This window comes from Acidovorax sp. DMC1, assembly GCF_056314325.1.
Genome location: NZ_JBQUYO010000010.1, coordinates 18,080 through 42,519, shown reverse-complemented (window position 1 = coordinate 42,519; position 24,440 = coordinate 18,080). Strand labels below are relative to the sequence as shown.

The following is a 24,440-nucleotide window of genomic DNA, read 5'->3' as shown; positions in this document are numbered from 1 at the left end:
GGGTCGTGAAGAGGGGGCTCATTCCATCTCGAAGGCTTCGCGCAACGCGGTGCAGAAGTCGCTGCTGCCGCTGAGGGTCAGGGTCAGCGTGGTGCGTGGTGGCGCGGCACCGCCTGTGGTCGTGTGCAGTTGCCCAGTTGCTTCGTCAAAGGACAAAGTCAGCGGGCTCTGCACCTCTTGCACACCATGCAGGTCGTAGTGCCAAGTGCCGCCGTCTTCCAGCGGTGCGCAGGCACCAGGCCAGTGCGCATGCGCCCAGGCCAGCACGGCGGAGATCTCGCTCTGCAAAGCGGTCAGTTGTGCGGGCAAGACGCTGGCCATGGCATCCAGGGTGCCGTTGCCATCAGCGTCTTCGCTGTAGTCAAAGTCGAGGTAGTTCAGTGGCATGGTGAGAGCCGGTGTGAATGCGTCAGGAGTTGCTGTGTGATTGCTCAAGCCCAGGTCCTGCCCAGGGCCTGTGCGGCCTCTCCCAGCCGGGGCACCAGTTGCAGCGCGCGCGTCAGCGGCATGCGGGCCGCAGGTGCCTGCAGTGCCACGGCGCTGCGCACCTGGCGCCGCACGCCGGCCATCACGGGCACGGCCACACAGACGAGGCCGTCCACAAACTCCTCGGCGTCGGTGGCATAGCCTTGCCGCAGGATCTGCTCCAGCTCGGACTCCAGCGCGGCGCGGTCGGTGAGGGTGGTGGCGGTGTGGCGGGTGAGGGGCAGGCCGTCGAGGATGGCGGCCCGGCGTGCGGGCGACAGGTGGGCCAGAAACAGCTTGCCGCTGGCTGAGCAGTGGATGGGCACGCGGGTGCCGGGCCGCAATTCCATGCGCAGCGGAAAGGCTGACTCCACCCGGTCCAGGTAGATCACTTCAGCGCCGCTCAACGCCGTGAGGTTGCAGCTTTCTCCAATATCGGCCACCAGTTGCCGCAGCACGGCGTGGCGCACCCCATGCTGGGTGCCCGCGCTCAGCGTGCTTTCAGCCAGGCGCAGCAGACGTGGCGCGGGCGTGTAGCGCCGCCCGTCGGGCTCGCGTGCCAGCAGGCCGCCAGATTCCAGTTGGTCCAGCATGCGATGCACGCTGGGCTTGGGCCAGCCGGTGGCCTCGATGGCATCGCCCAGGCTGAAGGGCCGACCGTGCGCGCACATCGTTTCCAGCAGTTCAAACAGGCGCAGGCTGGGCGGCGTGTTGGTCATAAATCTCGGAATTCGAGACGAATTCATAAAACATTTCGGGATTATTCAGCATTGTGGCTAAGCTGCAAACCCAATTCACCGGGAGCTTCATGACCGCCTCTTTCCAGAACGTAGTGCTCACCGGCGCCTGTGGCGGGCTGGGCCAGGCGCTGGCGCGCGAGCTGATCGGCCAGGGCGCTGCCCTGGCGCTGGTGGGCCTGAACCGGCCCGTGCTGGAGACCCTGGCCGCGCTGGCGCCAGAGCGCTGCACCGTCTATACGCCCGATGTGGCCGACACCACCGCGATGCAGGCCATGGCCGCCGACTGGATGGGCCGGCGTGGGACGCCGGACCTCGTCATCGCCAATGCCGGGGTGGCCGGTGGCTTTGACACCGCCCATGCCGACGACCTGGCCGTGATGCGGCGCATGCTGGAGATCAACCTGCTGGGCGCTGCCACCACTTTCCAGCCGTTTGTGGCAGCGATGCGGGCGCAGCGGCGCGGCGCGCTGGTGGGCGTGGCCAGCATTGCGGGCTGGCGGGGCATGCCGGGCAACGGCGCGTACTGCGCCAGCAAGGGCGGGCTGATCCGTTACCTGGAGAGTCTGCGTGCCGAGCTGCGCAGCGATTCCATCGTGGTGAGCACGGTCAGCCCCGGCTATCTGCGCACCGCGCTCACCGCAGGCAACCGTTTTGCCATGCCTGGCCTGTTGGAGCCCGAGGACGCGGCGCGTGCCCTGCTGGCCGCTGTGGCCCGGGGGCGCACCCACATCGTGTTGCCCGCGCGCATCGGTTGGCTGGCGCGCCTGTTGAACCTGTTGCCCGACGCCCTGCACGACCGGCTGCTGCTGGGCCAGCCACGCAAGCCGCGCGTGGGCGAGGCGGGGGCCACCGCCATTCCGGGGCTGCCCATGCGCGCCGACAAGAACATCGACACCTGAGAGAGAAAACAGCGAATGACAACAACAACAACGATGCCGGAGACAAGCCCTGCAACGCCCGCCGCGCAGGACCTGCGCGGCCACATCGCCGTCATCGGCGCCGGCCCCAGCGGGCTGGCCGCGGCGCGCAACCTGCAGAAGCTGGGTGTGCCTTTTCAGGGCTTTGAAGCACACACCGATGTGGGCGGGCTGTGGAACATCGACAACCCGCGCAGCACCGTCTATGAATCGGCGCACCTGATTTCGAGCAAGCACACCACGGAGTTCACCGAGTTTCCCATGCGCCCCGAGGTGGCCGACTACCCAAGCCACCGGGACATGCGCCAGTATTTCTTCGACTTTGCAGAGCACTTTGGCCTGCGCCAGCACTACTGGTTTGGCACGCGCGTGCTCCGGGTCGAGCCGGTGGGCGAGGACGCTGCGCCGCTATGGCGCGTGACGTGGACGCAGCACGGTGGCCCCGCGCAAACCGCAGAGTTCAAGGGCGTGGTCATTGCCAACGGCACGCTGGCCGAACCCAGCATGCCGCGCTTTGAGGGGCACTTTGACGGGGAGCTGCTGCACACCAGCGCCTACAAGAGTGCCGAGCTGTTCAAGGGCAAGCGTGTGCTGGTGGTGGGTGCGGGCAACTCGGGTTGCGATATTGCGGTGGATGCGGTGCACTACGCGCGCAGCGTGGACATCTCGGTGCGGCGCGGCTATTACTTTGTGCCCAAGTATGTGTTCGGCAAGCCTGCAGACACGCTGGGCGGCAAGTTCAAGATGCCGCCCTGGCTCAAGCAGAAGGTGGACAGCGTGGTGCTGCAATGGTTCACCGGCGACCCTGCGCGCTTTGGCCTGCCCAAGCCCGACTACAAGATGTACGAGTCGCACCCGGTGGTCAACTCGCTGGTGCTTCACCACCTGGGCCATGGCGACATCCACGTCAAACCCGACATCGCGCGCCTTGAAGGCCACACGGTACACTTCAAGGACGGCAGCGCCCAGGACTATGACCTGGTGCTCTGCGCCACCGGGTACAAGCTGCATTACCCCTTCATCGACCACAGCCTGCTCAACTGGCAGGGCATGGCGCCGCAGCTGTACCTCAACATCCTGTCGCCCCGGTTCGACAATCTGGCCGTGATGGGCATGATCGAGGCCAGCGGCATCGGCTGGCAGGGCCGCTATGAGCAGGCCGAGCTGGTGGCGCGCTTCTTCAAGGCACAGGCCGAGGGCTCGCCGCGCGCCGAGGCCCTGCGCCAGGCCAAGGCCGGGCCGCCGCCCGATCTGTCGGGCGGCTTCAAGTATCTCCAGCTCGAACGCATGGCGTACTACGTGCACAAGGACACCTACCGCAACGCGGTGCGCGCGGCCGCCGCAGCCCTGGAATGAAAGCCCCCCTGAGGCGCTGCGCGCCTTCCCCCCGCTCTCGCAGCGCTGCGCACTGCGAGCAAGGGGACGACGCCCTCGCTGCGGGGCGGCCCTTGCTCGGCGTCCCGCGCTGTCGCTGCGACAGTTTCGTGCGTTGCGCGTTTCGCAATACGCGGTGAAGAACTGAACTCAAAGGTTATCTATGCTGCCTGTGGACGAAATACGCCTCAACTTCAACCCCGCGTCGCTGGTGGTGCTCAATGGGGTGCTGGGTTTTCTCATGTTCGGCATTGCGCTGGATACACGCGTGGCGGACTTCAAGCGCGTGCTGCGTATGCCGGGGGCCATGGCAGTGGGCATTGCCGCGCAGTTCATCGTGCTGCCTGCGGTGACCTTTGTGCTCACGCTGTTGCTCAAGCCCGGGCCCAGCATTGCGCTGGGCATGATCCTGGTCGCCTGCTGTCCGCCCGGCAATGTGAGCAACATCCTCACGCACCGCGCGGGGGGCAATGTGGCGCTGTCGGTGTCGATGACGGCCATCTCCAACGCGCTGGCCATCGTGCTCATGCCGCTCAACTTTGCCTTCTGGGGCGGCATGCACCCCACGGCGGCGCCGCTGCTGCGCAGCATTGCGCTCGACCCGCTGGAAATGGCAGGGCACATCGTGGTGATCATTGGGCTGCCCTTTGTGCTGGGCATCCTGTGTGCCGAAAAGTTGCCGCGCCTCACACAGCGCGTGAACAAGCCCGTGCGCATCTTCAGCTTTTTGTGCCTCATCGGCTTCATCGTGGGCGCGGTGGCGGGCAACTGGCGTTACTTTCTGGACTACGTGGGCCTGGTGCTGCTGGCTGTGGCACTGCACGATGCGCTGGCCTTCGGCACCGGCTACGCCAGCGCGCGACTCAGCGGCTTGCCAGACTACGACCGGCGTGCCGTGAGCATCGAGGTGGGCATTCGCAATGCGGGCCTGGGCCTGGTGCTGATCTTCAGCTTCTTCGGCGGGCTGGGCGGTATGGCCGTGGTGGCGGGCGTGTGGGGCTTTTGGGACATCATCGCGGGCCTTGCGCTGGCTGGCTGGTGGGGGCGCAGGCCTGCGCAGCTACCGCCGGTCGACGCGCTTGGGGAGCAGCGCACATGACCGGCCTGGGGTGGGAAAGCCGCCGCATTCTGGTCACCGGCGCAGACGGCTTTCTGGGCCGCAGCGTGGTAGCTGCACTGGCGCGTGAAGGGGGAGGGACCATCGTGGCGGCCGATGTGCGTGAGGTGCCCGCCGAGCGCCACCTGCCCGGTGTGACCTACCGGGTGCAGGACGTGCGCGACCCTGCATTGGCGCAGACGCTGGCGGACCATGCCATCGACAGCGTGGTGCACCTGGCGTCCATCGTCACGCCCGGCAAGGGCTCCAGCCGCGAGTTTGAATATTCGGTGGACGTGCTGGGCAGCCAGAACGTGCTGGATGCCTGTGTGGCCAATGGCGTGAAGCAACTGGTCGTCAGCTCCAGCGGCGCGGCGTACGGTTACCACGCTGACAACCCCGCATGGTTGCGCGAGACCGACGCGCTGCGGGGCAACGAGGTGTTTGCCTATTCACACCACAAGCGGCTGGTGGAAGAGATGCTGGCGCAATACCGCACGCAGCACCCGGGGCTGGCGCAGACGGTGCTGCGCATCGGCACCATCCTGGGTGAGCGGGTGGACAACCAGATCACCGCCTTGTTTGAAAAGCCGCGCCTGCTCGCCATCCAGGGCAGCGAGAGCCCGTTTGTCTTCATCTGGGACGAAGACGTGACTGGTGCCATCCTGCATGCGCTGCGCACGCAGCGGGCAGGCTGCTTCAACCTGGCGGGCGACGGTGCCTTGCCTCTGCGCGAGATCGCCCGGCGCCTGGGCAAACCCATGCTGGAACTGCCCGCCGGGCTGCTGCGCACGGCGCTGGCCGTGGGCTCCGCGCTCGGTGTCAGCCGCTACGGCCCCGAGCAGCTCGACTTTTTGCGCTACCGGCCCGTGCTGCTGAACACAGCACTCAAGGAGGTGCTGGGCTATGTGCCGGGCAAAACCAGCGCCCAGGCGTTCGACGCCTTTGTCGCTGCCCGGGCGCGGCAGGGCCGTCCGGTGGCTGCGGGCGCTGCGGTGGCGGCAGCATGAGTGCGCCAGCGGCCTTGAGCCATGGCGACCTGTTGCGCGCCCTGGCGGTGGTGGTCATCTGGGGGCTGAACTTTGTGGTGATGAAGCTCGGCCTGCAAGGCCTGAGCCCCATGCTGCTGGGCGCGCTGCGCTTCACAGCGGCATCGTTGCCCTTTTTGCTCTTCGTGCCGCGCCCGGCTTTGCCCTGGCGCTTTGTGGTGGGCTACGGGCTGGCGCAGGGGCTGGGGCAGTTCGGCTTTCTGTTTCTGGGCCTGCAGCTGGGCATGACGGCGGGCATGGCGTCGGTGGTGATGCAGACCCAGGCGTTCTTCACCTTGTTGCTGGCTGCGCCGTTGCTGGGGGAGCGCGCCAAGCCCTGGCAGTGGGGCGGCTTGTTGCTGGCGTTCGGCGGCTTGATGACCATCGGCCTCGCGCATGGCGAGGGGCCGGGCCAGATGACGCTGGCGGGGTTTGTACTCACCCTCGGCGCCGCATTTATGTGGGCGGTGTCCAATCTGGTGGCACGCCGCGCGGCGCAGGCTGGGGCGTATGCGCCGTTTCCGTTCATCGTATGGAGCAGCGTGGTGCCCATTGGGCCGTTTTTTGCGCTTGCTTGGTGGAGCGATGGCTCCGCCGCCGTGTGGGCACAGCTGCAGTCTTTGAATGGCACGGGGTTGCTGGCCGTGGCCTACCTGGCTTTTTTGGCCACCTTGCTGGCCTACACGCTGTGGACGCAGCTGTTGCAACGCCATGCGGCGGGACGGGTCACGCCGTTTTCGCTGCTGGTGCCGGTGGTGGGGCTGTGGGCGGCCTATGCCTTTCTGGGTGAAACGCCTGCGCCTGTGCAGTGGGCGGGTGCGGCTGCGGTGCTCTGTGGGCTGGTGGTGAACCAGGTGGGGGGCTTGTGGTGGGCCCGCCGTGCCGCAGCTTCCTAGAATGGCCGCTTTCCGCGTCGAGGAGGCATGGTGGCTGAGAGCGCGTTTTTGTGGGTAAAAGGGTTGCGGTTTGCATACCCGGAGTGTGCGGTGCTGGACAACCTGTCGCTGGCCTGGCCCCCGGGTCTGGCTTTGGTGCGCGGTGATGAAAGCACCGGCAAAACCACGCTGCTGCGAGTGCTGGCTGGTGAACTGATAGCGCAGGCCGGCAGCATCACGCTGCAAGGGGTGGACCTGAACCCAGCCGCCAAGGCCTCGGCACCACTCGTCTTCTGGGCGGACCCGCGATCCAGCGAGTGGGACCCGTTCACGGCTCGGGGTTGGCTCGACAGCCTGCCCGCGCGCTATCCCCTGTGGGATGCGGCAGCCCTGATGGAGCACATCGACGGGTTCAGCCTGCACGAGCATCTGGACAAGCCTTTTTATGCCCTGTCTACCGGCAGCAAGCGCAAAGTGCTAATGGCCGGGGCCTTGGCGTCGAATGCGCCACTGACCTTGATCGACGAGCCGGTGGGTGGGCTGGACAAACCTTCCGTCCGTTACCTCGCGCAGGCACTGGCGTCGCAGGCGGCCCGATCAGACCGCCTGACCGTGGTGGCGCACTACGAAGCCCTGCCCGATGTGCCCTGGGGCTCGGTGCTGGACCTGGAGCGGTTGTAAGGCGCTCTAAGGTGGTCGATGGCGCCTTGGGGGCATGTGCCCTCGGGGCGGTTGTGTCGGCAAGGTCTGCCGTAGACTGCAGAGCTGATTGTTTTCTCTCACTTACGCCTCACCCTGCAAGGACCGCACCATGGATGCGCTGCTATTTGTTCCAGTTGCCATCGCCATTTCGCTCACCCCCGGGCCCAACAACTTTTGTGGCCTCAACAACGGCATCCGTGCAGGCGTGGGCCCTGCGCTGATCGCCACGGTGGGCCGCGCAGCGGCGTTTGCCATTTTTCTGACGGTGTCTGCGGTGGGGCTGGGCGCGATGCTGCTGGCGTCCGAGGCGGCATTCACGGCGGTGAAGTGGGTGGGCGCCGCCTACCTGTTCTGGCTGGGCTGGAAGGCCTGGCACAGCCGCGAGTTCAGCGGCCTGGCACTGGATGATGCGCCCGGCGGTGCCCTGGCATCGGGCCAGCCAGCGCAGTTCTCTCTGCGTGCGCTCATCACCCAGGAGTTTCTGCTGGGCATCACCAACCCCAAAGCCATCATCCTGTTCGCAGCGATCTTTCCGCAGTTCATCGACCCCGCGCAGCCTGCAGCGCGCCAGTTTCTGGTGCTTGGCTCCATCTATCTGGGCAGCGAATTCGTGTCGACTGCTGTGTATGCCAGCTTCGGGCGCCAGATCCGCCGCTTCATCCGCACTTCGCGCGGCGTGGCCCGACTGAACAAGGCCACGGGCGGTTTCTTCATGGGGGCTGGCGGCCTTCTGCTTGCCACCAACCGCTGATTTCGACCCCCGGGCGGGGCTGAGCCGATACATCGGTAAACCCCGCCCAAAGCGCGCGTAAATCCCCGGTAAAGGGGGCCTGCCGGACGGCAGCCCCGGGGGATGCGCTGGCTACCATACCCCTTCGCTCATTCCTGGTTGCGCCCCACCATGCCCCTGAACCGTTCGTTTGCCCGTCCACAGAGGCCCGCAAGATTGCAGTCCGGCAAGCTGCGTTGGACCTCCGCGTTGTTGATGGCCGCCATTGCGCTGGCGGCGGTGGGAGGTGGTGCCTGGTGGTGGAAGCAGCGCCAGGATGCAGCGGCTGCGGCCACCGCTGGTGGTGCCGCCACGGGCCCGAACGCGGCGCGCAGGCCGGGCGGCGGCCCCGGGCGCTTTGGCGGCGGCAACGTGCAGCCCGTGTCGGTGGGCACCGTGCAGCGGGGCGATGTGCGGGTGGTGGTGAGCGCCATCGGCACCATGAGCGCCCGCGCCACCGCCGTGGTGCGCGCCAAGGTGAGCGGTGAGCTGACGTCGGTGCGCTTCAAGGAAGGCGACGAGGTGCGTGCAGGCCAGGTGCTGGCCGAGATCGATGCGCGCAGCTACCAGGCTGCGCTGTCGCAGGCACAGGGCACGCTGCAGCGTGACCAGGCGCTGCTCAAGAATGCGCAGCTCGACCTCAAGCGTTATCAAGACCTGCTGGCACGCGACTCCATCGCCAGCCAGCAGGTGGACACCCAGGCCGCACTGGTGCGGCAGCTGGAAGGCACCGTGGCCTCGGACCAGGCGCAGGTTGACGCCGCGCGCCTGCAACTGAGCTACACCCAGGTCACCGCACCATTTGCCGGCCGGCTGGGTTTGCGCCAGGCGGACCGGGGCAACGTGGTGGGGCCGAGCGACGCGAACGGCATCGTCACCATCAACCAGGTGCGGCCCATCGACGCAGCGTTCTCCGTGCCCGAGGCGCACCTGCCCCAGATGCGTCGCCGCATGGCCGCAGGCGAAGAGCTGAGCGTGGAGCTGTGGGACCGCGACAGCCGCCGCCACCTGGCCAAGGGCCGCGTGGTGGCGCTGGACAACGCCATCGACAGCGCCACCGGCACCATCAAGGTGAAGGCCGCTTTTGCGAATGAAGACGGCGCCCTGTACCCCAACCAGTTCGTCAACGTGCGCCTGCAGGTCAACCTGCTCCAGGGCGTGCTGACCGTACCGGCCACGGCCGTGCAGAACAACTATGTCTACCTGGTGCAGGAAGACAGTACCGTGACCCAGCGCCGCATCCGCGTGGGCGTCACCGATGGCGACCGTGTGAGCGTCGAAGGCGAGCTGCGCGAGGGCGAGCAGGTGGTCACGGACGGCATCGACCGCCTGCGTGAAGGCGCCAAGGTCGCCGTCATCGATGCCGGTGCCGTCACCCGCGCCGACCAGGCAGCCCAGGACCAGGCCGCGCAGCGCCGCGCCTTCATGGCATCCCTGCCCCCCGATGTACGTGAAAAGCTGCAGAAGATGAGCCCCGAAGAGCGTCGCGCCTTCTTGCGCGAGCGGCGAGCGCAGATGGGCGCGAGCGGCGCAGCGGCTCCAGCGTCGGCGGCGTCTGCTGCTGCCTCTTCCGCGTCGGGTGTGGGTGCTCCCGCCGCTGCCCCGGCGTCTGCCCCGCAGGCCTCTGCTGCGCCACAACAGCAGCGCAGCGAAGCACCACCCAGAGCAGCTGCACCGCAAGCATCCCCAGGCGCTGCAGCGCCTGCACCGCATGCAGCCCCCGCAGCGCCTGCAGACCGTAGCCCTGAACCCCCACGGGGCATCCCTCCGCAGGTGAAGGCACTGCTGGACCAGATGCCCGCCGACGAGCGCGCCCGCGTGATGGCAATGCCGCAGGAGGAGCGCCGTGCCTACATCCGCGAGCGGCTGCAACAGCAGCCGCCGTCCCAGGGTGGCGCAGCCAGCCCGGCGCGCTGAGCGCAGCGGCACCCCGGTTTCTCCCCTGCCTGTCTTGCCAGCGCACTCGCCGCCATGAATCTGTCGCGCCTTTTCATCCTGCGCCCCATCGCCACTGCGCTGCTGATGGTGGCGATCCTGATCGCGGGGCTGATGGCCTACCGGCTGCTGCCCACCTCGGCCCTGCCCGAGGTGGACTACCCCACCATCCAGGTCACCACGCTGTACCCGGGCGCGAGCCCGGACGTGATGACCTCCAACGTCACGGCCCCGCTGGAGCGGCAGTTCGGCCAGATGCCGGGGCTGTCGCAAATGTCGTCCACCAGCTCGGGCGGGGCTTCGGTGATCACGCTGCGTTTTGCGCTCGACATGGCGCTGGACGTGGCCGAGCAGCAGGTGCAGGCGGCCATTAACGCGGGCAGCAACCTGCTGCCCAGCGACCTGCCCATGCCGCCGCTGTACAGCAAGGTCAACCCGGCCGATGCGCCCATCCTCACACTGGCCATCACCTCGCCCTCGCTGCCCGTGATCCGCGTGAACGACCTGGTGGAAAACCGCCTGGCACCCAAGCTGTCGCAGGTGCAGGGCGTGGGTCTGGTGGCGATTGCGGGCGGGCGCCGTCCGGCCGTGCGCATCCAGGCCAACCCCACGGCACTGGCGCAGCTGGGACTCACGCTGGAAGACGTGCGCACCTCCATCGCCGCCGCCAACGTCAAGCAGGCCAAGGGCGGCTTTGACGGCCCGGCCCGTGCATCCACCATCGATGCCAACGACCAGCTGCAGTCGGCGGCTGAATACCGCGACCTCATCATCGCCTTCAAGAATGGCGCCCCCGTGCGCCTGAAGGACGTGGCCGAAACGGTGGACGACGCCGAGAACACCCGCCTCGCCGCCTGGGCGGGCACGGCTGACACGGGCGCCAAGCCCGGCGTGATCCTCAACATCCGCCGCCAGCCCGGCGCCAACGTGATCGACACGGTGGATCGCATCAAGGCCCTGTTGCCGCAGCTGCAAAGCACCTTGCCCGCGTCGTTGGATGTGCAGGTGCTGACCGACCGCACGGTGACGGTGCGCGCCTCGGTGCGCGATATGCAGGTGGAGCTGGGCCTGGCCGTGCTGCTGGTGGTGGCAGTGATCTTTGTGTTCCTGCGCAGCCCCTCGGCCACGCTGATCCCGAGCGTGGCCGTGCCGCTGTCGCTCATCGGCACCTGCGGCGTGATGTACCTCGCGGGCTTCTCCATCAACAACCTCACGCTGATGGCGTTGACCATCTCCACAGGTTTTGTGGTGGACGATGCCATCGTGATGATCGAAAACATTGCCCGCTATGTGGAAGAGGGCGAGGCACCGCTCGCGGCCGCGCTCAAGGGCTCGCAGCAGATCGGCTTCACCATCATCTCGCTCACCATCTCGCTGATCGCGGTGCTGATCCCGTTGCTGTTCATGGGCGATGTGGTGGGGCGGCTGTTCCACGAGTTCGCCATCACGCTGGCCGTGTCCATCCTGATCTCGGCCGTGGTGTCGCTCACGCTCACCCCCATGCTGTGCGCGCGCCTGCTGCGCCACACGCCCGAGGAGAGCCACGGCCGCCTGTACCGCGCCACAGGCCATTTCTTTGACCGCACCATCGCGGGCTATGGCCGCATGCTGGGCTGGGTGCTGAACCACCGGGGCACCACCTGGCTGGTGTTTGCGGCCACGCTGGCGCTCACCGTGGTGCTGTACCTGTTCATCCCCAAGGGCTTCTTTCCGGTGCAGGACACCGGCACGCTGCAGGCCACCACCGAGGCCGACCAGTCGATCTCGTTTGCCGGCATGGCAGAGCGCCAGCAGGCTGTGGCCGAGCGGCTGCTGCAAGACCCCGCCGTGCGCAGCGTGTCGTCGTTCATTGGTGTCGATGGCGCCAACACCACGCTCAATACCGGTCGCCTGTTGATCGACCTGCAACCCCATGCAGACCGCGACAAGGCCGATGTGGTGCAGCAGCGCCTGGCCGAGTGCGTGCAGAACCTACCGGGCATCCGCCTGTTCATTCAGCCCGTGCAGGACCTGACCATTGAAGACCGGGTGGCACGCACGCAATACCAGTGGCTGCTGTCGTCGCCCGACATGCAGCAGCTGACTACCAGCACCACCGAGCTGCTGCGCCGCCTGCGCGCCCTGCCCGAGCTGACCGACGTGGCCAGCGACCTGCAGGACCAGGGCCGCCAGGCCTATGTGCAGATCGACCGCGCCCAGGCCAGCCGGCTGGGGGTGACGGTGGCGGGCATCGATGCCGCGCTGTACAACGCCTTTGGCCAGCGGCTGATCTCGACCATCTTCACGCAGTCCAACCAGTACCGCGTGGTGCTGGAGGTGGCGCCACAGTTCAAGGTGGGGCCCGAGGCGTTGCAGAGCATCTATGTGCCCTCCAGCGTGGGGGCGCCGGTGCCGCTGTCGTCGGTGGCGCGCATCGAGGAGCGCAACATGCCGCTGGTGGTCAACCACGTGGGCCAGTTGCCCGCCGCCACGATTTCCTTCAACACCGCGCCGGGCGTGTCGCTGGGCAACGCCGTGGCCGCCATTGAGCGCGAGAAGGCGGCCGTGCAGGCTGAGGGGCAGTTGCCGCTGTCGGTGGAGACGAGCTTTCAGGGCGCGGCGTTGGCGTTCCAGGCGTCTTTGTCGAACACGCTGCTGCTTATTTTGGCCGCGGTGGTCACCATGTACATCGTGCTGGGCGTGCTGTACGAAAGCACGGTGCACCCTGTCACGATCTTGTCCACGCTGCCCTCGGCTGGGGTGGGGGCGTTGCTGGCGCTGATGGCGGCACGGCTGGACCTGGACATCATTGCCATCATCGGCATCGTGCTGCTGATCGGCATCGTGAAGAAGAACGCGATCATGATGATCGACTTTGCGCTGGAGGCGCAGCGGGATGAAGGCCTGAGTGCGCGCGATGCGATCTATCAGGCGTGTCTGTTGCGGTTCCGGCCCATCCTGATGACGACGTTGGCGGCTTTGCTGGGGGCCTTGCCGATGATGTTGGGCACGGGGGTGGGCAGCGAGTTGCGGCACCCGTTGGGGGTGACGATGGTGGGGGGGCTGATTCTGAGCCAGTTGCTTACGCTGTTTACGACGCCGGTGATTTACCTCACGTTTGAGGGGTGGGCGCAGAGGTGGCGTGGGCGTTCCGAGGTCGTGAATGCCTGAAGCGTTGGCCCTTATGAATAGCGTGCCTGGTTTGAGCGCGGGAGCCGGGTTTTCGCCCCGGCGGGCGAGGTACTTTTCTTTGCTTCGCCAAAGAAAAGTACCCAAAAGAAAGGCGACCCCCAGTCTGCGACCCCTTCGCTGTGCGAAGGGGCAAACCTGCGGCGTGTCGGTTGCGGGGTGCGCCGTGGAACTCGCTTTGCGCTGCGCGCGCCGCTCGGACAGCCACGGCGAGTCAGTTCACGAAGCATGGGCGCTCCGACGCCCATGCTCACCCCGCAACCGCCCCGCCGCAGGCGCAGCCAGCAGGGGTGGGGAGCCAAACATCCAAACAGCCGGACATCCATTCGGGCCATCGCTGCGCTCGGCTTGGCCTGCGCAGCGCGTGGCGCTTGCGCCCGCGGGACGGGGCCGAGCGCAGCGCAGCGAAGCAAAGGCCCGTGTGGATGTTCTGTCCCCTTTGCCCCTCTGGATGCGCCGAGGAGCGCAGCGGGCGGGGTGGCGCGTGTGCCGCAGGACACACGCGCTTCGTGGACTGACTCGCTGCGGCTGTTTGAGCGGAGCGCGCCAGCGCGCAGCGAGTTCCGCAGCGCACACCGCCCGCGAGCACCGCAGGTTGCCCCGTAGCGAAGCGCAGGGGACGCAGACAGCGGGGTCGCCTTTCTTTTGGGTACTTTTCTTTGGCGAAGCAAAGAAAAGTACCTCGCCTGCCGGGCGACTCCCGGCCTTCGCCCTCAACAAAGGCATGCGGCCCAATCAGCGCCCAAAAGAAAACACTACAAAAACAATAGCTACCAGCGCATATCCCACTAGCGCACCCAGCCAAAAACACCCAAAAACCACCCGGAGAGCCCACCCATGAGCCTCTCCACCCCCTTCATCCACCGCCCCATCGGCACCATGCTCCTCACCCTGGGCCTGGCCCTGGCGGGTGCCGTGTCGTTCTTCCTGCTGCCCGTGGCCCCGCTGCCGCAGGTGGACTACCCCACCATCTCGGTCAGCGCCAGCCTGCCCGGGGCCAGCCCCGACACCATGGCCGCCACCGTCGCCACGCCGCTGGAGCGGTCACTGGGCGCGATTGCGGGCGTGACCGAGATCACCTCGCGCTCCATTCTGGGCAGCACTTCCATCACGCTGCAGTTCGACCTGGACCGCAACGTGGACAGCGCCGCGCGCGATGTGCAGGCCGCCATCAACGCCGCACGCACGCTACTGCCCACCGGCATGCCCAGCAACCCGACCTACCGCAAGGTCAACCCGGCTGACTCGCCCATCATGATCCTGGCGCTCACGTCGGACCTGCTCACGCGCGGGCAGATGTACGACGCGGCCTCTACCGTGCTGGCGCAAAAGCTCTCGCAGGTCGAGGGCGTGGGCCAGGCCACGGTGAGCGGCGGCGCGCTGCCTGCCGTGCGCGTGGAGCTGGACCCGGTGCGGCTCGCGTCCAACGGCATCTCGCTGGAGCAGGTGCGCAGCGCCATCGTCAGCACCAACGCCAACCGGCCCCTGGGCGCGGTGGAGCGGGAGGACCACTACTGGCAGGTGGCCACCAACGACCAGGCCCGCGTGGCAGCCGACTACGCGCCCCTGGTGTTGCGCTGGAAGAACGGGCAGGCCGTGCGCCTGCAAGACGTGGCCGAGGTGGTCGACTCAGTGCAGGATGTGCGCAACTTTGGCGTGGCCAATGGCAAGCCCGCGGTGCTGCTGCAGGTGTACAAGCAGCCCGGCGCCAACATCCTCGAAGCCGTGGAGCGCGTGCGCTCGCTGCTGCCCGCGCTGCAGGCGTCCATTCCGGCGGCCATCGACATCGAGGTGGTGTCTGACCGCACACCCACGCTGCGCGCTTCGGTCAAAGAGGTGGAACGCGCGCTGCTGATTGCGGTGGCGCTGGTGGTGCTGGTGGTGTTCCTGTTCTTGCGCAACGGGCGTGCCACGCTCATCCCCAGCGTGGCGGTGCCGGTGTCGCTGGCCGGCACGTTTGGTGTGATGTATTTGGCGGGTTACACGCTCGACAACCTCTCGCTGATGGCGCTCACGGTGGCCACGGGCTTTGTGGTGGACGATGCCGTCGTGGTGCTGGAGAACATCATGCGCCACATGGAGCGTGGCAAGACCGCGCTGCGGGCGTCGCTGGACGGCGCGCGCGAGATCGGCTTCACCGTGGTGTCGATGAGCATCTCGCTGATTGCGGTGTTCGTGCCCATCTTGTTCATGGGCGGCATCGTGGGGCGGTTTTTCCGCGAGTTCGCCATCGTCATGTCCTCGGCCATCCTGGTGTCGATGGTGGTGTCGCTCACCACCACGCCCATGATGTGTGCAGCGCTGCTCAAGCCCCACAGCCCGGCCCCGGCGCGGCGCTTCAGCTATCGGATCGGTCGCTGGGTGGACCGTATCCAGGTGCGGGGCATGCGCCTGTACCGCCGCAGCCTGGCCTGGTGCCTGCGCCACCAGCCTGTGGCCTTGCTGGCGCTGGCGTGTGTGGTGGGGCTCAACGTGTACCTCTACACCGCCATCGACAAGGGCTTCATGCCCGAGCAGGACACCGGGCGCATCTCGGGCTTCATCCGCGCCGACCAGGCCACGTCCTACCAGGCCATGGAGCAGCGGCTGCAGCGTTTCCTGTCCATCGTGCAGGCCGACCCGGCCGTGGAGCATGTGACCGGCTTCACGGGCGGCTGGCAGCGCAATGCGGCGCAGATGTTCATGACCCTCAAGCGCGGACCGGGGCAGGAGAGCTCGGAGACCGTGATAACGCGGCTGCGCGAGCAGCTCAAGAACGAGCCGGGCGCGCGCCTGTTCCTGGTGCCGCAGCGCGACATCCGCATTGGTGGGCGGCAGAGCGGTGCATCCTTCGACTACACCCTGCAGGCCGACGACATTGGCGACCTGCGCACCTGGGAGCCGCGCATCCGCCAGGTGCTGAGCCAGTTGCCCGAATTGGAAGACGTGAACAGTGACGTGCAGGACTTTGGCCTGCAGACCTCGCTGGTCATCGACCGCGATGCGGTCACGCGCCTGGGCCTGACCATGGCACAGATCGACGCCACGCTGAACAACGCCTTCGGCCAGCGCCAGGTGGGCGTGATCTACAACCCGCTCAACCAGTACCGCGTGGTGATGGAGGCCGCGCCGCGCTACCTGCAGAACCCCGAGACGCTGCGCGGCTTCTTCTTCGTCAACAGCCAGGGGCAGCAGATTCCGCTCACGGCGTTTGCGCGCATCACCACCACCAACACGCCGCTATCAGTCAACCACGACCGGGGCACACCCGCCAGCAGCATCAGCTTCAGCCTGGCGCCGGGGGTGTCGCTGTCGCAGGCTACTGAGGCGGTGAACAACGCGGTGGCCGAGCTGGGCGTGCCGGTGTCGGTGCGCGGTTCGTTCAGCGGCACGGCGGGGGCGTTTCAGGATGCACTGGCGGGCCAGCCGCTGCTGATCCTGGCGGCCATCATCACCATCTATCTGGTGCTGGGCATGTTGTACGAGAGCCTGGTGCATCCCATCACCATCCTGTCCACGCTGCCGTCTGCGGGCGTGGGCGCGTTGCTGGCACTCATGCTGTTCAAGACGGAGTTCTCGCTCATCGCACTCATTGGCGTGATCCTGCTGATCGGCATCGTGAAGAAGAACGCGATCATGATGATCGACTTTGCCCTCACGCGGCAACGCCAGCAGGGCGAGCCGGGCCGGGCGCCCGTCACCGCAGCGCAGGCCATCTACCGCGCATGCAACCTGCGGCTGCGCCCCATTCTGATGACCACCGTGGCCGCCATCTTTGGGGCCCTGCCACTGGCCCTGGGGCGGGGCGATGGTGCCGAGCTGCGCCAGCCGCTGGGCATTGCGATTGTGGGCGGCCTGCTGGTAAGCCAGTGGCTCACGCTCTACACCACGCCGGTGGTGTATGTGGCGCTCGACCGGCTGCGTGCGCGCGTGCTGCGCGCGGTGGGGCGGCGACGCAAGCCAGCGGGCGCCGCGCCTGCGGCCCCGGTGGTATTGCAAGGAAACGACGGATGACCTCTTTCACTTTTTCACGCCAGGTCACCTGGCCTGCGGCGCAGGTCAGGCGGGCTGCCATGCCTGCGTTGCTGGCCAGTGGCCTGTGGCTGGCGGGCTGCGCGCAGACGCCGCCGTACGAGCGGCCCGCCATGGACATTCCGGCCGCCTACAAAGAGCAGGCCGCCGCCCAGGCCCAGGGCATCTGGAAGCCCGCGCAGCCGCAGGCCTCCACGGCTCTGCCGGAGACCTGGTGGACCGTGTACGGCGACGCCGTGCTGGACCGCCTGCAGCAGCAGGCCGAGGCCAACAGCCCCACCCTGGCGCAAAGCGCCGCCCGCCTGCGCGCGGCCCAGGCGGCCGTGACGAGCAGTGGCGCAGCGGCCTTGCCCACCGTGGGGGCCAATGCCAGCAGCAGCCGTGCGCGCAGCGGCACACAGCTGTCCAGCCAGGGCGACGGTAGCAGCACCGCACGCATCAGCACCAGCCATTCGCTGGGCCTGTCTGCCAGCTGGGAGCTGGACCTGTGGGGCCGCGTCTCCGCCGGGGTGAGTGCGGCCCAGGCCAGCGCCCAGGCCAGTGCCGACGATCTGGCCGCTGCGCGCCTGTCGCTGCAGGCGGCCGTGGCGCAGACGTATTTTTCATTGCGCGCGGCCGAGGCCCAGGCGGCGCTGCTGGGCGAGACGCTCAAAGCCTACGACCGCAGCTGGGAGCTGACGCGCAACCGCCAGGCGGCGGGTGTGGCCTCCAGCGCCGATGTGGCCCAGGCCGAGGCGCAGTACAAGTCCACCCAGGTGCAACTGCTGGAGGCCCAAACCACGCGCAGCCAGCTGGAGCACGCGCTGGCCGCGCTGCTGGGGCAGGCGCCTGCCGCCTTTGCGCTGGAGCCCACCGCCACGTTGCCCGCACCGGCCGATGTGCCCCAGGCCCTGCCGTCCGACCTGCTGCAGCGCCGTCCGGACATTGCTGCTGCAGAACGCCGCGTGGCGGCGGCCAACGCTCAGATTGGCGTGGCGCGCGCGGCGTATTTCCCCACGCTCACGCTGTCGGCCGCGGGCGGATACCGGGGGGCGCCGCTGGCGGATCTGTTCAGTGCACCCAACCTGTTCTGGTCGCTGGGGCCGGCGCTGGCGGCGTCGATTTTTGATGGCGGTGCGCGCAGTGCGGCGGTGGAGTCCGCCCGTGCCAACCACGCGCAGGTCACAGCCGCCTACCGCCAGACGGTGCTGACCGCGCTGCAGGAGGTGGAGGACAACCTCACGGCCGCTGCTGCGTTGGCCCAGGAGGAACAACTGCAGCGCGAGGCCACCGCCGCCGCCCAGCGTGCGCTGGACGTGGTGGAGAACCAGTACCGTGCGGGCACCGTGGGCTACCTGAACGTGCTGGCGGCCCAGACCACCGTGCTGTCATCGCAGCGCAGCCTGATCGACGTGAAAAGCCGCCGCCTGACGGCCGTGAATGCGCTGCTGAAGAACGTGGCCGGGCGCTGGGAGGCGCTGCCGCCCGCTTGAAGCCCGCGTCAAGTCCACGTCGGGCCCGATTGAACTGCGGGGCGCAGCTACATCGCCTTGAACAGGTGCGCGTAGAGGCGGCTCACCGGCAGCCGCTCGGGCCGCCCGCGCAGGCTGATGTGCTGCTTGCCCGCCTCGTCGCGCGTGACGGTGGCAATGGCCGTGGCGCGCACGAGGGTGCTGCGGTGCACCTGCCAGAACTCCTGCGGGTCGAGCTGCTCGATCAGCTCCTTGAGCGCGGTGCGGATCAGGTATTCACGCTCGGCCGTGAGCACGCGCACGTACTTGTCGGCCGCCTCGAAGTACACAACGTCCGCCACCGGCACCATGTGGATCTGCGTGCCGTGGCTGGCCTGGATCACATTCAGCCGCGTTGCGGCGGTGGCAGGCGCGGCGGCGGGTGCAGTGCCCACGCCGGGCGCGCCCAGCAGCGCGCGCAGCTGGGCCATGGTGGCTTCGAGTTCGGGTGAGGACAACGCCGCCGAAGGTGCAGCGGGTGGCACAGCGGGGGGGGCGCCGGTAGCTGCAACGGCTAAAGCGCGCTGCGCCAGCAGGCCCTGCACCTTGGCCACGGTGCGGGCCAGCCGGTCGGCCTGAATGGGCTTGAGCAGGTAGTCCACCGCTTGGGCTTCAAACGCCTGCACGGCGTACTGGTCGTAGGCCGTGGCAAACACCAGCGCCGGAAAGGGCTGGTCATCCGGCCATGCGTCGGCCAGTTCTGCAGCCGCCTCGATGCCGCTCTGGCCGGGCATGCGGATGTCGAAGAACAGCACGTCCGGCCGCAAGGCCAGCGCCTGCTGCGCGGCCGAGCGGCCATCACCCACCACGGCCACCACTTGCAGCTCCGGCCACGCGCGGGCCAGGTCCTGCTGCAGGGCGGCGGCCAGCAGCGGTTCATCTTCGGCAATCAGGGCGCGTGGGACGGGCTCTGTCATGGTGTGACGGCAGATTTCAAGGGAAAAGTGACGGTAGCGCTGGTACCGTTTGGCTGAATAGCTATCAATTCAAGAGCGCCTGCGGCGCCGTGCAGCGTGGCCAGGCGTTCGCGCACCTGGGCCAGGCCAAAGCTCTGGCCGGGGCCTGGGGTGGGCAGGGTGGCGGGCAGGCCCGCCCCGGTGTCTTGCACTTCGATGACCAGCAACGGGCCGTGGGGACTGTCCTGGGTGGTGGCGCGCACGGCGATGTGGCCGCCTTCCACCTGTGGCTCCAGTCCGTGGCGGATGGCGTTCTCCACCAGCGGCTGCAGCAGCAGGGGCGGCACCGGCACATCGCGCAGGGCATCGGGCAGGTCAAGGGTGTAGGCCATGCGTGGGCCCATGCGCACGGCCATCAGCTCCAGGTAGTCGCGCAGGCGCTCAAACTCTAGCGCCAGCGGGTGCTGGGTGCTGCGCGATGCGCTGAGCGTGGCGCGCAGGTAGGCAATCATGCGGTCCAGCATGTGCTGCGCCCGGGCCGGGTCGGTGCCGATGAGCACGCGCAGGTTGGCCAGGGTGTTGAACAGCATGTGGGGTTCCAGCTGTGTCTCCAGCAGCTTCAGGCGCGACTCGCTGGCGTGCATGCGCGCCTCGGCCATCTTGCCTTCCAGGTACGCCGACTTGTTGACCGCGTAGAAGTAGAACGTGCCCACCAGCCCCGCAATGGCCGTGATCAGAATGGACGTGCGCTGGTCAGCGCCCGAGATCAAGGAGCCCGCCGGGTAGAAGTGAAAGTAGTGCACGCACAGCGTGTCCGCCAGCAAGGTGCCGGCCAGGTAGCCCACGACGATGCCTACCATGACCAGCGCAATGCCCTGCCAGCCGTGCGGCCAGCCGGTTTCGGCGGCGGACGGTATCAACTCCCGCCCCAAGTCGATGATGGCCCAGGTGAAGGTGCCGATCAGCACCGAATACACCACCGGTGGCCCGTAGGGCTTGTCGGGCATGAAGGTGCACTGGATGGTGGCCACCACCAGTGTGAAGGCGACCACCTGCAGGTAGTGCCGCAGCTTGCTGACCCCGTTGAACTCGCGGTGCAGCTTCATGGCCGGTCTTGGCGGCGCTGCAGGGCCTCGCGCTCGCGCTGCACCATGCGTTCGCGCAGGCCGCTGCCAGTGCCCAGCAAAAACACCGACACCCCATGCAGCACCAGCCCCAGCCCCCAGCCCAGCAGCGGGTACACCGACCACGGGCGCGTGCCAAACGCATAGCGCGACATGGCAAAGATGAGGGCGTTGACCAGCACGAAGGCCAGTGCATGCACGTACCAGCCCAGCTTGGCGTTGGCGCGGCGGCGGGCGAGTCGGTCGAGGTCTTCGGGTGTCATGGGCATGGAGCTTGGCATTCTAGGCGGCGCAACGGACGCGACAACGCGCCAGCATGGGCACTGTCATGGGCGTTGCGAGGCCGTCGCCGGTTTCAGCGGCTGCAGATGCTTGGCAAAGAACGCCACGGTGCTTGCATCCACCTGCGGCAGCACGCTGCGGTCAAAGCCGGGCGGGTCGCCCAGCAGCTCGCGGGTCAGGTCGTTCATGCGGTCCAGTGGCGGCATGGGCGACAGCATGATGCCGTGGCTGCCGTCTGGCAGGTCGGCAAGGTGGGTGCAGCGGTCCTCGCACGCGGCCAGCACGGCGCTGCTGTGAAAGCGGGGGATCTGGTTCACGTCCTTGCCTGCGGTGATGAGCCCTAGCGCGATGCGTGGGGTGGCCAGACTGCCCATGTCGAAGTCGGCTGCAAACGGCACTACGGCAATCGTGGCCGCCACGCGCGGGTCGGTGTGTGCATACAGCGTCTCGTCGCCAAACCGGTGGCGGATGATGGTGATGGCCACGGCCTTCTTGATGCCGTCCAGCCAGTTGCCGTGCAGGCGGGTGGTGAAGCCGACGCAGGATGAAAAATCCTCCGCCAGATGGGCCTCGCAGTGCTGCTTGAAGCGGGCGGGCGACCATTGCCCCCCGGCAAAAACCAGGGCGGTGTGGCCCCCGGCCGAGCCTCCGAAAACGCCCACCTTGTCCAGCGCCAGCAGCGGTGCCAAGCGTGCATCCTGCGCCACGGCGTCCACGGCGCGGGAGACTTCGGCGGGGCGGCGCTTCCAGCTCTCCGGGCCCGGGGTAGAGTGGTCTTTGTAGTTGTCGCCCGCATGCTCTGGCAGGGCCACCACAAACCCGGCCCGCACCAGCGCACGCGCCAGGTCGGTGTGTACCCAGGGGCTGCCGCCCGAGCCGTGCGACACCACCACCAGTCGGCCGTTGCCAGGCACGGGAGTGCCCTGCCAGGCCAGCTGAAGCGCAAAGGGGCCGCGCTGCACGGGCTGGTCGGCCTCTTGTGCGGGGTAGAACACCGTGACGGGGCCGTCGCCCTGCTGCCCGGGCAACTCTGCGAGGCCCACGCCCGCATGGGCAGGGCTCGCCGTGATGACTGCTGCGGCCAGCAAGGCAAGGCACCAGGCCATCCAGGTTTTCGTCATGGCCGTGTTTGGGCTGGAAGGAGTCATTATTGGCCGATCAGCGGGTGTTTTGTGCAGCGGCCAGGCGGTCACGTTCTGCCTGCACCATGCGCTCGTGCAGGTTGCTGCCGCCCGCCAGAAAGAACACCACCACGCCGTGGATGGCCAGGCCAATGCCCCAGCCCAGCGCAGGGAACACCGCCCAGTACCGCCCGCTGCCCACCGACAAGGCAACCAGCAGCAGGTTGACGAGCAGGTACACGCTGGCATGGATGTACCAGCCCATTTTGGCCCCAGCGCGGCGGCGGGCCAGGCGTTCGATGGGGTCGGTCGTGAGAGTGTGGTTGCGCATGGGATGCTCCTGTGCAGAGGGATGTTTGTGAGAGATCAGGCGGTGGCGGGTGACGTGGCCAGGGGGGCGCTGCGTTGCACCAGCTTCCACAGCCGCAGCGCGCGGGCCGCAAACAGGCCGTTGAACACGCCATACAGCGCGGCGATCTGCAGCGCAAAGCCGCTGTCACGGGCCAGCGCGGGTTGCAGTGCCAGTTCCACCCCCACGAGATATTTGGTGAGGAAGATGCCCAGGATCAGGGCCAGCGGCATGGCACTGCCGGGAATGTAGAAGCAGCGCGACTTGCTTTCGTACAGCGTGCCCTGGGGCGCCGCTGGTTGCAGCCACAGCGCCACGCCGGCAATCAGCACGCCGGCGGCCAGCCAGGCGCCCACCGGCAGCAGGGCCTGGCCTGCGGCGCCAAAGGCCGAGGCGATGCCGTACACCGACAGGCCGGTCATCGCCACTGGCATGACCATGGCCCGCACCAGGCTCACGTTGCGGGCCAGCAGCTGGCTGCCGCCCAGCCAGAGCAGCCCGGCCAGCAGGGCCCAGACCCAGTAAGGCGTGTTTTCGATAATGCGACCCAGCATCTGGGGTTGTTGGACAAGGAGGTTGAGCAGCATGGTGGTCGTCCTGTAAACAATGAAGGGAGGGGAGGGGGTCAGATCAGTCCGAGTGCGGACCAGACCGTGTGGCCCAGAAAACGCCCCGGCAGCAACGTGAACACCCCGGCGACCACGCAGGCGCCGATGTAGGTGCGCTGCATCATCTTGCGGTGACCCACGACGTTGCGGCGGGCCAGATAGACAAAGGCCATGACCAGCATCCCCAGCGTTACCGGGATCAGCAGGTGAATGAGCCCAAAGCTGCCCAGGCGCGGCCCGCCGCCGCCGGAAATGAAGAGGGCCGATACGGCAGTGGCGACCATCAGGGTCACCCAGGCGTAGCCGGCCGCGCGGTGAATACGGGGGCGCTGCGTGGCACCTTGGCGGGCCCAGAGGGCAATGGGGCCGATGGCAACGGCCGCCAGGGCGGCGGCCATGTGGATGGCGATGACGGGCGTGATTTGCATGGTGGGGGCTCCTGGCGGGTTCGATGGGGTGGACTGTGCCGGGAGCCCCCAGAGGCAGCCAGTGCCTTGCGACGAAATGCAGCCTTCGGGCCGTGAAATGCATGGGCGTGGCGTGAGTTGCGGGCCGTTTTTGCGCTGAAAGCGGCCCGCACAGGTGACAGAGGGGCCCCGCCGCCCGTTGCGCCAGCACGCCCGGCGGATAATCCCGCACCTATTTGCAAGGAGTGCGCGTGGACGTTGTATTGCTGGTCAAGGCCGCCATCATGGGGGTGGTCGAGGGGTTGACGGAGTTTTTGCCCATCTCTTCCACCGGTCACCTGATCCTGGCCGGGTCGCTGCTGGGGTTTGACGATGCCAAGGCCAAGGTGTTCGACATTGCCATCCAGACGGGTGCCATTTTTGCGGTGATCCTGGTGTACTGGGCCAAGATCCGCTCCACGCTGGTGGCCTTGCCCACCGAGCGCCAGGCGCAGCGGTTTGCGCTCAACGTGTTCATCGCGTTCGTGCCCGCCGTGGTGCTGGGGCTGCTGTTTGGCAAGGCCATCAAGGCGCACCTGTTCACGCCCGTGGTGGTGGCCAGCACTTTCATCATTGGCGGCTTCATCATCCTGTGGGCCGAACGGCGACCGCCCTCGGCCACCCGCATCCATAGCGTGGACGCGATGACGCCGCTGGATGCCATCAAGGTCGGCCTGGTGCAGTGCCTGGCGATGATTCCGGGCACCAGCCGCAGCGGGGCCACCATCATCGGGGGCATGCTGCTGGGCCTGTCGCGCCAGGCGGCCACCGATTTTTCGTTCTTTCTGGCCATTCCTACCCTGATCGGCGCCGGGGTGTACAGCCTGTACAAGGAGCGCGCGCTGCTGTCGGCGGCCGACATTCCGCTGTTTGCCACGGGGCTGGTGTTCTCCTTCCTCAGCGCCTGGCTGTGTGTGCGCTGGTTGTTGCGCTACATCAGCAGCCACAGTTTTGTGCCGTTTGCCTATTACCGCATCGTGTTCGGCGTCATCGTTTTGGTGACTGCGTGGACGGGCTGGGTGCAGTGGGCCGAATGATAATCAG

21 protein-coding genes are annotated in these 24,440 nt (G+C 67.5%); 12 read left to right on the top strand and 9 right to left on the bottom strand.

What is annotated here, in order from left to right; genetic code table 11:
• Window positions 1-18 precede the first annotated feature (18 nt).
• Window positions 19-387, bottom strand: a complete 369-nt coding sequence (locus ACT531_RS18770; protein ID WP_476018406.1) for a hypothetical protein — start codon at window positions 385-387, stop codon at window positions 19-21.
• A 44-nt stretch (window positions 388-431) separates the two neighbouring features.
• Entirely contained in the window at window positions 432-1,184 is a 753-nt protein-coding gene (locus ACT531_RS18765) for an IclR family transcriptional regulator (RefSeq protein ID WP_476018405.1), read from the bottom strand.
• 89 nt (window positions 1,185-1,273) lie between these two features.
• On the opposite strand from ACT531_RS18765, the gene ACT531_RS18760 reads away from it, so the two are divergent.
• From ACT531_RS18760 to ACT531_RS18710, 11 genes are all read left to right on the top strand, one after another.
• Entirely contained in the window at window positions 1,274-2,104 is an 831-nt protein-coding gene (locus tag ACT531_RS18760) for an SDR family oxidoreductase (protein ID WP_343736031.1), read from the top strand.
• 15 nt (window positions 2,105-2,119) lie between these two features.
• Complete coding sequence (locus ACT531_RS18755) at window positions 2,120-3,478, top strand: flavin-containing monooxygenase (RefSeq protein ID WP_476018404.1); 1,359 nt, start codon at window positions 2,120-2,122, stop codon at window positions 3,476-3,478.
• A gap of 181 nt (window positions 3,479-3,659) precedes the next feature.
• The gene (locus ACT531_RS18750; RefSeq protein WP_291446596.1) at window positions 3,660-4,595 is read left to right on the top strand and encodes a bile acid:sodium symporter family protein; all 936 of its coding nucleotides are present in this window, start codon (window positions 3,660-3,662) and stop codon (window positions 4,593-4,595) included.
• Window positions 4,592-5,602, top strand: coding sequence for an SDR family oxidoreductase (locus ACT531_RS18745; protein ID WP_476018403.1), 1,011 nt, complete (start codon window positions 4,592-4,594; stop codon window positions 5,600-5,602). The genes ACT531_RS18750 and ACT531_RS18745 overlap by 4 nt, the downstream gene beginning before the upstream one ends.
• The gene (locus ACT531_RS18740; protein ID WP_476018402.1) at window positions 5,599-6,516 is read left to right on the top strand and encodes an EamA family transporter; all 918 of its coding nucleotides are present in this window, start codon (window positions 5,599-5,601) and stop codon (window positions 6,514-6,516) included. The genes ACT531_RS18745 and ACT531_RS18740 overlap by 4 nt, the downstream gene beginning before the upstream one ends.
• Before the next feature lie 90 nt (window positions 6,517-6,606).
• Window positions 6,607-7,176 carry an ABC transporter ATP-binding protein gene (locus ACT531_RS18735; RefSeq protein ID WP_476018401.1) on the top strand — a complete coding sequence of 190 codons (570 nt, stop codon included), beginning with the start codon at window positions 6,607-6,609 and terminating at the stop codon, window positions 7,174-7,176.
• Between the two features lie 130 nt (window positions 7,177-7,306).
• A complete protein-coding gene (locus tag ACT531_RS18730; protein ID WP_110959950.1) occupies window positions 7,307-7,948 on the top strand; it encodes a LysE family translocator in 642 nt (213 codons plus the stop codon).
• A 150-nt stretch (window positions 7,949-8,098) separates the two neighbouring features.
• Window positions 8,099-9,883, top strand: coding sequence for an efflux RND transporter periplasmic adaptor subunit (locus ACT531_RS18725; RefSeq protein ID WP_476018400.1), 1,785 nt, complete (start codon window positions 8,099-8,101; stop codon window positions 9,881-9,883).
• A 54-nt stretch (window positions 9,884-9,937) separates the two neighbouring features.
• The gene (locus tag ACT531_RS18720) at window positions 9,938-13,051 is read left to right on the top strand and encodes an MdtB/MuxB family multidrug efflux RND transporter permease subunit (protein WP_476018399.1); all 3,114 of its coding nucleotides are present in this window, start codon (window positions 9,938-9,940) and stop codon (window positions 13,049-13,051) included.
• Between the two features lie 855 nt (window positions 13,052-13,906).
• On the top strand, window positions 13,907-17,062 hold the full coding sequence (locus ACT531_RS18715; RefSeq protein WP_476018398.1) for an efflux RND transporter permease subunit: 3,156 nt from the start codon (window positions 13,907-13,909) through the stop codon (window positions 17,060-17,062).
• Window positions 17,059-18,552, top strand: coding sequence for an efflux transporter outer membrane subunit (locus tag ACT531_RS18710; protein ID WP_476018397.1), 1,494 nt, complete (start codon window positions 17,059-17,061; stop codon window positions 18,550-18,552). Before ACT531_RS18715 ends, ACT531_RS18710 begins: the two co-directional genes overlap by 4 nt.
• A gap of 47 nt (window positions 18,553-18,599) precedes the next feature.
• Here ACT531_RS18710 and ACT531_RS18705 read toward each other — a convergent pair whose 3' ends face one another.
• Genes ACT531_RS18705 through ACT531_RS18675 form a run of 7 tightly spaced genes read right to left on the bottom strand, consistent with a single transcriptional unit; the run spans window position 18,600 to window position 23,378 of the window.
• Window positions 18,600-19,487, bottom strand: a complete 888-nt coding sequence (locus ACT531_RS18705) for a LytR/AlgR family response regulator transcription factor (RefSeq protein WP_476018396.1) — start codon at window positions 19,485-19,487, stop codon at window positions 18,600-18,602.
• Entirely contained in the window at window positions 19,484-20,572 is a 1,089-nt protein-coding gene (locus ACT531_RS18700) for a sensor histidine kinase (protein ID WP_476018395.1), read from the bottom strand. The genes ACT531_RS18705 and ACT531_RS18700 overlap by 4 nt, the downstream gene beginning before the upstream one ends.
• A complete protein-coding gene (locus tag ACT531_RS18695) occupies window positions 20,569-20,859 on the bottom strand; it encodes a 2TM domain-containing protein (protein WP_082753256.1) in 291 nt (96 codons plus the stop codon). The genes ACT531_RS18700 and ACT531_RS18695 overlap by 4 nt, the downstream gene beginning before the upstream one ends.
• Window positions 20,860-20,916: 57 nt before the next feature.
• Window positions 20,917-21,993, bottom strand: coding sequence for an alpha/beta hydrolase family protein (locus tag ACT531_RS18690; RefSeq protein WP_476018394.1), 1,077 nt, complete (start codon window positions 21,991-21,993; stop codon window positions 20,917-20,919).
• Between the two features lie 37 nt (window positions 21,994-22,030).
• Window positions 22,031-22,324 carry a 2TM domain-containing protein gene (locus ACT531_RS18685; RefSeq protein ID WP_476018393.1) on the bottom strand — a complete coding sequence of 98 codons (294 nt, stop codon included), beginning with the start codon at window positions 22,322-22,324 and terminating at the stop codon, window positions 22,031-22,033.
• A gap of 35 nt (window positions 22,325-22,359) precedes the next feature.
• Window positions 22,360-22,929 carry a DUF6622 family protein gene (locus ACT531_RS18680; protein ID WP_476018392.1) on the bottom strand — a complete coding sequence of 190 codons (570 nt, stop codon included), beginning with the start codon at window positions 22,927-22,929 and terminating at the stop codon, window positions 22,360-22,362.
• A 38-nt stretch (window positions 22,930-22,967) separates the two neighbouring features.
• Window positions 22,968-23,378, bottom strand: a complete 411-nt coding sequence (locus ACT531_RS18675) for a DUF2306 domain-containing protein (protein WP_015015202.1) — start codon at window positions 23,376-23,378, stop codon at window positions 22,968-22,970.
• 230 nt (window positions 23,379-23,608) lie between these two features.
• Here ACT531_RS18675 and ACT531_RS18670 point away from each other — a divergent pair, with 230 nt between their 5' ends.
• Window positions 23,609-24,433 carry an undecaprenyl-diphosphate phosphatase gene (locus ACT531_RS18670; protein ID WP_476018391.1) on the top strand — a complete coding sequence of 275 codons (825 nt, stop codon included), beginning with the start codon at window positions 23,609-23,611 and terminating at the stop codon, window positions 24,431-24,433.
• Window positions 24,434-24,440 lie beyond the last annotated feature (7 nt).